At 67.0% G+C, this 6,156-nt stretch carries 5 protein-coding genes; 3 read left to right on the forward strand and 2 right to left on the reverse strand.

Annotated features, from left to right (window positions below):
* Positions 1-623, forward strand: a 623-nt coding sequence (locus E3T40_RS13880) for a transposase (RefSeq protein WP_166786647.1), incomplete at its 5' end; no start/stop codon positions are given.
* Between the two features lie 261 nt (positions 624-884).
* On the opposite strand, the gene E3T40_RS13885 is transcribed toward E3T40_RS13880, so the two are convergent.
* Both E3T40_RS13885 and E3T40_RS13890 read right to left on the reverse strand, forming a co-directional pair.
* A complete protein-coding gene (locus E3T40_RS13885) occupies positions 885-1,574 on the reverse strand; it encodes a hypothetical protein (RefSeq protein ID WP_104099185.1) in 690 nt (229 codons plus the stop codon).
* Between the two features lie 199 nt (positions 1,575-1,773).
* Complete coding sequence (locus tag E3T40_RS13890) at positions 1,774-2,226, reverse strand: metallopeptidase family protein (RefSeq protein ID WP_104171425.1); 453 nt, start codon at positions 2,224-2,226, stop codon at positions 1,774-1,776.
* A gap of 44 nt (positions 2,227-2,270) precedes the next feature.
* On the opposite strand from E3T40_RS13890, the gene E3T40_RS13895 reads away from it, so the two are divergent.
* Both E3T40_RS13895 and E3T40_RS13900 read left to right on the forward strand, forming a co-directional pair.
* On the forward strand, positions 2,271-4,052 hold the full coding sequence (locus tag E3T40_RS13895) for a DUF3499 family protein (RefSeq protein WP_134544271.1): 1,782 nt from the start codon (positions 2,271-2,273) through the stop codon (positions 4,050-4,052).
* A 141-nt stretch (positions 4,053-4,193) separates the two neighbouring features.
* Positions 4,194-5,687, forward strand: a complete 1,494-nt coding sequence (locus tag E3T40_RS13900; RefSeq protein ID WP_134544274.1) for an amino acid permease — start codon at positions 4,194-4,196, stop codon at positions 5,685-5,687.
* Positions 5,688-6,156: the final 469 nt, after the last annotated feature.

Genomic DNA, 6,156 nt, shown 5'->3' on the forward strand with positions numbered 1-6,156 from the left:
AGTGGGCCACGGAAGCCCTCGACGAAGTTCGCAAGGCCGCCTGGACCGAGGCCCGCAAACAGGCCCGCCTAAACGAGTCCCGCACGGTTGGCCGGCCCGTGCACGACGCCCCGGCCCGGCATCACAGCGAGCACGCGAAGTTGATGATGAACTCCCGCTACGCGCTCTGGAAAAACCCCGAAAACCTCACCGAGAAACAACAGATCAAGCTGGCCTGGGTCGTTCACACCAACCCGGCCCTGGGCCGGGCCTACTACCTCAAGGAAGGCCTCCGGCTGGTCTTCAAACTGCCCCNGGCCTACTACCTCAAGGAAGGCCTCCGGCTGGTCTTCAAGCTGCCCCGCGACGAAGCCGCCGAGGCCCTGGACAAGTGGATCGGCTGGGCCCGCCGCAGCCGAATCCCGTCCTTCGTGAAACTCCAACGCTCCATCGTCAAGCACCACCGGGCCGCGATCCTTGCATCGATCGAGCACGGCCTCTCCAACGGCCGCATCGAATCCGTCAACACCAAGATCCGACTGCTCACCCGAATCGCCTTCGGCTTCAAATCACCCGACGCCCTCATCGCCCTCGCCATGCTCAGCCTCGGCGGCCACAAACCCGCACTCCCCGGCCGGGATTAACCCACGGTTACGACAGGAGAGCCGAGATTTTCGCGAAATGCCGGTTGTGGCGCCTGGGTGAGCGGCGTGTTGCGAAAATCTCCGAAGTTAGTGACTGCGGCCGCCCCGGATGCCCCGGGCGGGCGGCAGAACCGGGCGGCAGAACCGGGCCGCCGGATCATCGGGCCGCCGGGCCGCCGGGTCAGCGTCTCGACCACCGCGAGCAACACAAGGAAGGGCCCGCTGCGCATCTGCACAGCGGGCCCTTCCTGACAAGCGGTGTTACTTGGTGGCGACCGTGATCTTCGCGATGCCGACCAGGAGCTGGTCAGCGACAGCATCCGTCATGAACGTGTCGTTGAGCAGGCCGGCGGCCTCAGCCGAGATGTGCACGGTGGTGCCCTCGAGGATGGCGTTATCGCCATCCATCTGGAGCGGCTTCAGGGTCCCGCCGTAGAGGTTGAAGAGGAGGACCTGGGTGGCGGCTGACTCTCCGTTGACGCTCACGTCACCGAACAGCTTGCTGGTGCCTGGGTCGATCGTGAAGTTGGTCAATTCGACCGTGGTCTCGCCGGCGGTCAGTGAGAAGCCGGAGCCCTCGTGCTCGATGGAGCCCTGGACGAAGGGCCGGTAGTCCTCTTCGGGGTCGTAGTAGTCCACGTTTCCACCGGTGATCGGGAAGTGCAGGCTGCCGTCGGTCAGGGTGGCGGTGCCCACGGTGCCGGGGGTGAGGCCGAGGCTGGTCAGCGCCGCAGCGAAGTCGGCGTCGAGGAGAACGGACGTGTCGACGCCCGACAATGCGGGGATCGAAGCGAGGGCCTTGGGGGTTGCTCCCTCGGAGGAAGGGGAGGAAGAGGAGGAGGAATTCTCGGCCGGGGCGGTCGCATCGGCGGTGGTCGAGCAGGCGGAGAGGCCGGCGATGAGGAGGCCCGCGGTGGCGAGGCTGAGCGTGGTCTTGGTGAATGAGCGCATGAGAAAATCCTTAGGGTCTGTGGTTGGGATTCAGCGGTTCTTGGTGCTGAATGAGGTTCGGTCCCCTCCGTCAAACGGTTTGGAATTAGTTCAAATTGGGGCAAACTTCGGCCACAACCCCCGTCATTACGGGGATCCGGGCACAAAAAAGCGACCGAGCGTACCCCGGCCGCCGCCAGCAAAAGACGCGAGCGGAACCCTAGAAGTGCCGGAACCGATCCGGCGCCAGGTCCCACGGGTCCTTGCCGAGCAGCTCGGCGATCGCGCGGAACACGCAGCTCTCGATCACCATCCGCCGGTGCAGGTCGTCGTTCCGGTGCAGCCGCGTCAGGCGCTGGATCGGCAAACGGTAGAAGACCACGCGACGCTCCGCGGCGTTCACGGCCCAGCGCTCCACTCCGATGCCCGGCAGCACCGAGGAAGGACCGGCCGCAACCACGAACCTCACATCACCCAGCTGCTCCGGCCAGACCGAGCGGAGGTAGTCAACGGTTGACGCCACGGTCATATCGAAGGTGTCGATGCGCGTCTGCAGAGGCGGCAAATAAGGCCCGGTCGCCGAGCTGCGGATGCCCCGGCCGTGCCGGTCCCGACCTCGCCCGCGCTGAACGGGGGCCGGCGTCGACACGGCGGAACGGCGAACTCGAGACATGCCCTCATCCTAGTTCGACCCGTTGAACGGGTAACCTGTAGCCAATGTCATTCCGGCCCTGCTCCCGTGTCGCCTGCCCGGAGGAATCCGCCGCGACTCTCACTTTCGACTATGCCGACGCGATGGCCGTCCTCGGTCCGCTTGCCGTGCAGCGCGAGCCGCACACCTTCGACCTCTGCGCCCGGCACGCCCGGCTGACCGCAGCCCCGCAGGGCTGGCAGCTGGTGCGCCTCCGCACCGACGGGCTGGCGACCGAGCCGGCCGACGGGCCGGACGCACAGCCGGCCGCCGGGCCGGACGCCGAGTCGAGGATCCGCGGAATGACGGACCAGACGGATGCCGCCGCCCGCCTGGGCGCCGTCGTCGGCCCGGGCGAGGTGTGCGGCACGACTGCCGCACCGTTGACCGCGCAGATGGTGGCTGCCCTTGCCGCTGCCTTCGTCGACGAAGTCGGTGCGCAGAGCCGCGAGGTACTCCTCGGTCACGACCGGGGCGAGGCGGGCGAGCTCGTGGCCGCCTTCACCCGGGGTGCGGAAGCCCGAGGGGCCACCGTCGTCGACCTCGGCGTGTCCTCCACCGACGAAATTCGATTCGGCTCGGGAGCCCGAAACGCCCCGGCCGCCCGGATCACCGCCTCCTCGCTCACCATGCTTCGGGCGGGTGCCCAAGAGATCGGGCACGACCACGGTCTCGGCGCCATCCGTGACCGCGCCGTCGGCTATCTGGCCGCCGGGCCGACCCCGGTGGCGACACCCGGCCGCCGCCGCGAGTTCGACCTGCTGCCCGACTACGCGGCCAGGCTGCGCGCGCTCGTCGGGCTCACCGGCATCCGCCCGCTCACGGTCGTGGTCGACGCCGGCCGCGGCGCCGCCGCCGTCACGGTGCCCTACGTTCTCGGCGACGATGCCGGCAAAGCTGCCGGAGACCCGGCCGGCGGCGCCTCCGTGGCGGCGGACCCCGCCGAAACACCGCGCCCAGCAGCCCTCACCATCGTCCCGCTCTTCTTCGATCAGGGCCCGGACCTCCCGCCGCACACCATCGACCCTGCCGACCCGGCCACCCTCACCGATCTGCGGAATGCCGTGATCCAGCACGAGGCCGACCTCGGGCTCGGCTTCGACGCCGACGGCGGCCGCTGCGTGGTGGTCGACGAGACCGGGTGCGTCGTGCCCCCGTCCGCGATCGGCGCCGTGCTCGCCCGGCGCGCCATCGCGAGCGCGCGGATCGAGGACCCTGGCAGGGATGTGGTGGTTCTGCACGACCTCAACGTCTCCCGCTTCGTTGCGGAGACGATCGAGGCGGCCGGCGCGGCCGCGGTCCCCACCTCGGTCGGCGGATCCCTGATGCGGGCCGAGTTGCGGGCCACCGGGGCAGTGTTCGGGTTCGGGTACTCCGGCGACTACTACTTCCCGCAGTTCTGGTGCGCCGACAGCGGTCTGCTCGCGGCCCTGCACGTTCTGGCGGAGCTCGGATTCCAGCCCCGCCCGTTGTCGGCGCTGGCGACGGATGCCATGCCCTACGCCCATTCCGGCGAGATCAGCATGGCCGTCGACGACCTGCCCGGGGTCTACGCGCGCGTCGTCGACGCCTACACGGGTTCCGCCGACTTCGAGGAGATCGACGGCCTTACGGTCATCGGCCTCACGAGCGTCGACGAACCGTTCTGGTGGTTCAACGTGCGCCCATCGCGCACCGAGCCGGAGCGAGCGCCGCAGCAGCAACAGAAGCAGGTGCGGCCCGAGTTGCGACTCACCGTGGAGGCCGGGACCCCTGAGGTGATGGTGCGCATCCGCGACGAAGTCCTCGCACTCATACCCGCCGATTAATCGCACGTTACAAGCACGTTTCCACCCGCGGGTTGATTTCGGCGCCGGTAATCGCCGGTCATACGCTGACTCACGAAGCACCAATGGATAGCAGTCGGCCCCACCGTCGGGGTGGCAGCATCCCACTGAAACTGGAGTGACATGGCCAACGAGACGGACACAGACCGCACTGCCGCAAAAAAGGGCGGGGGAGGCCAGCAGCTGTCCAAGTCCCTGAAACCGCGACACCTCTCGATGATCGCAATCGCCGGCGTGATCGGAGCCGGCCTTTTCGTCGGGTCCGGAGCTGCCATCCAGCAGGCCGGGCCGGGCATCCTCGTGGCCTACTCGGCCGCGGGACTTCTCGTTATCCTGGTCATGCGGATGCTGGGCGAAATGGCGGCGGCGCATCCAGAAACCGGTTCGTTCTCTACTTACGCCGACAAAGCCCTCGGTCGCTGGGCGGGGCTGAGCATCGGCTGGTTGTACGCCTGGTTCTGGATCATCGTCCTCGGCATCGAGGCCACGGCCGGCGCCGCCATCGTGCACCGCTGGGTGCCGGAGGTCGACCAGTGGGTCTGGGCTCTCCTCCTGATGGTGCTCCTCACGGGCACCAATGTCGCCTCCGTGAAAATGTTCGGTGAATTCGAGTTCTGGTTCGCGTCGATCAAGGTGGCGGCCATCGCCGTCTTCCTGCTGCTCGGCGTCGTGGCCATCCTCGGGTTGATGCCCGGGGTCGCGGCCCCCGGCCTGAGCAACCTCACCGGCAACGGTGGGTTCTTCCCCAGCGGCAGCGGCGCCGTCCTCGGCGGCGTGCTCGTGGTCGTCTTCTCGTTCTTCGGCGCCGAAATCGCCACGATCGCTGCCGGCGAGTCCGAGAACCCGGTCGACGCGGTCAAGAAGGCCGTCAAATCCACCGTCTGGCGCATCCTCGTCTTCTACATCGGATCCATCGCCGTCGTCGTCACGCTGCTTCCGTGGAACAGCGCTTCCGTGGCCAAGAGTCCCTATGTCGCTGTGATCGAGCTCTACGGAATCCCCGGGGCCGGCACGATCATGGACATCATCGTGCTGACCAGCGTGCTCTCCTGCCTGAACTCGGGTCTCTACACCGCGAGCCGCATGCTTTTCTCCCTGTCGGAACGCGGGGACGCACCCCCGGCGTGGTCGAAAATCTCTGTCCGCGGCGTGCCGCGCGCCGCCGTCTTGTCTTCCACCGTCGTCGGGTTCATCACGGTGGGTCTGAACTACATCGCGCCCGACACGGTCTTCCTCCTCCTCGTCAACACCTCTGGCGCGATCGCGCTTCTCGTCTGGCTCGTCATCGCCGTGTCGCAGCTGATCCTGCGACGGCGCATGGGCACGGATGCCGCCAGTCGCCTGAGCCTGAAGATGTGGGCCTTCCCCTACCTGACCTGGCTGGCCATCGGCGCCATCGTTGCACTGCTCGCGGGCATGGCCATTCTCGAACGCACCCGCATGGAACTCCTGATGTCCCTCCTGCTTGCGGGCGTCGTGGTCGGCATCGGCCTGTGGAAGTACCGCGGGGACAGGGGCGCCGCCCACCCCGTTGCGGATGACTCGGTTTCCGCCGAAGTGAAGGACGACGAGGCCGAGACTCTTGCCCCGAGCGGCACTGCCGCTGTGCTGAAATAGGGTGCCGTCCCGGCTGCACGGAAGCCGTGTTTCCGCCCTGTTGGGGCGTGACACGCCCGGGCGGTTGCTGGTTTTGACGGCCCGGTGTGACGGCCGTAATGTATTCAAACGTACCCCACAGGTGCGGAAAGCCGCAGAGCTTCCCGGCCTCATGTGGAACCACAGTTTTTAGCTTCGTCTCATGCTTGTTCCTGTTTCAGGTGAGTGTGGGGGAGGCCTAAGATGGTAACTCTCTCCGGCTGCGTGTCTGGTCTGGTGGGTGGTTGTCCGAGTCGCTTTGGTGCACTCGGAATCGGCTGCTTTCCGTGATTTGACAGGGTGTGGCCGGGCAGCTAAGTTATGTAAGTTGCCTCGAAGCGACAGCCCGTAGGGCCTGAAGTCGAGTGCGTCCGATCCTTGAGAACTCAACAGCGTGCACAATGTCAAATGCCAAAAACCTCGGCCGTAGGGCTCCTTTCTAGGGGGTACC

Origin of the sequence: Cryobacterium sp. TMT1-19 (assembly GCF_004403055.1) — a bacterium.
Taxonomy (GTDB): Bacteria; Actinomycetota; Actinomycetes; order Actinomycetales; family Microbacteriaceae; genus Cryobacterium; species Cryobacterium sandaracinum.

What these genes read in the sequence shown, in the direction of transcription:
- E3T40_RS13890 (WP_104171425.1), bottom strand. Translation starts at nt 2,226, where the DNA reads ATGTCTCGAGTTCGCCGTTCCGCCGTGTCGACGCCGGCCCCCGTTCAG.
- E3T40_RS13895 (WP_134544271.1), top strand. Translation starts at nt 2,271, where the DNA reads ATGTCATTCCGGCCCTGCTCCCGTGTCGCCTGCCCGGAGGAATCCGCC.
- E3T40_RS13900 (WP_134544274.1), top strand. Translation starts at nt 4,194, where the DNA reads ATGGCCAACGAGACGGACACAGACCGCACTGCCGCAAAAAAGGGCGGG.
- E3T40_RS13885 (WP_104099185.1), bottom strand. Translation starts at nt 1,574, where the DNA reads ATGCGCTCATTCACCAAGACCACGCTCAGCCTCGCCACCGCGGGCCTC.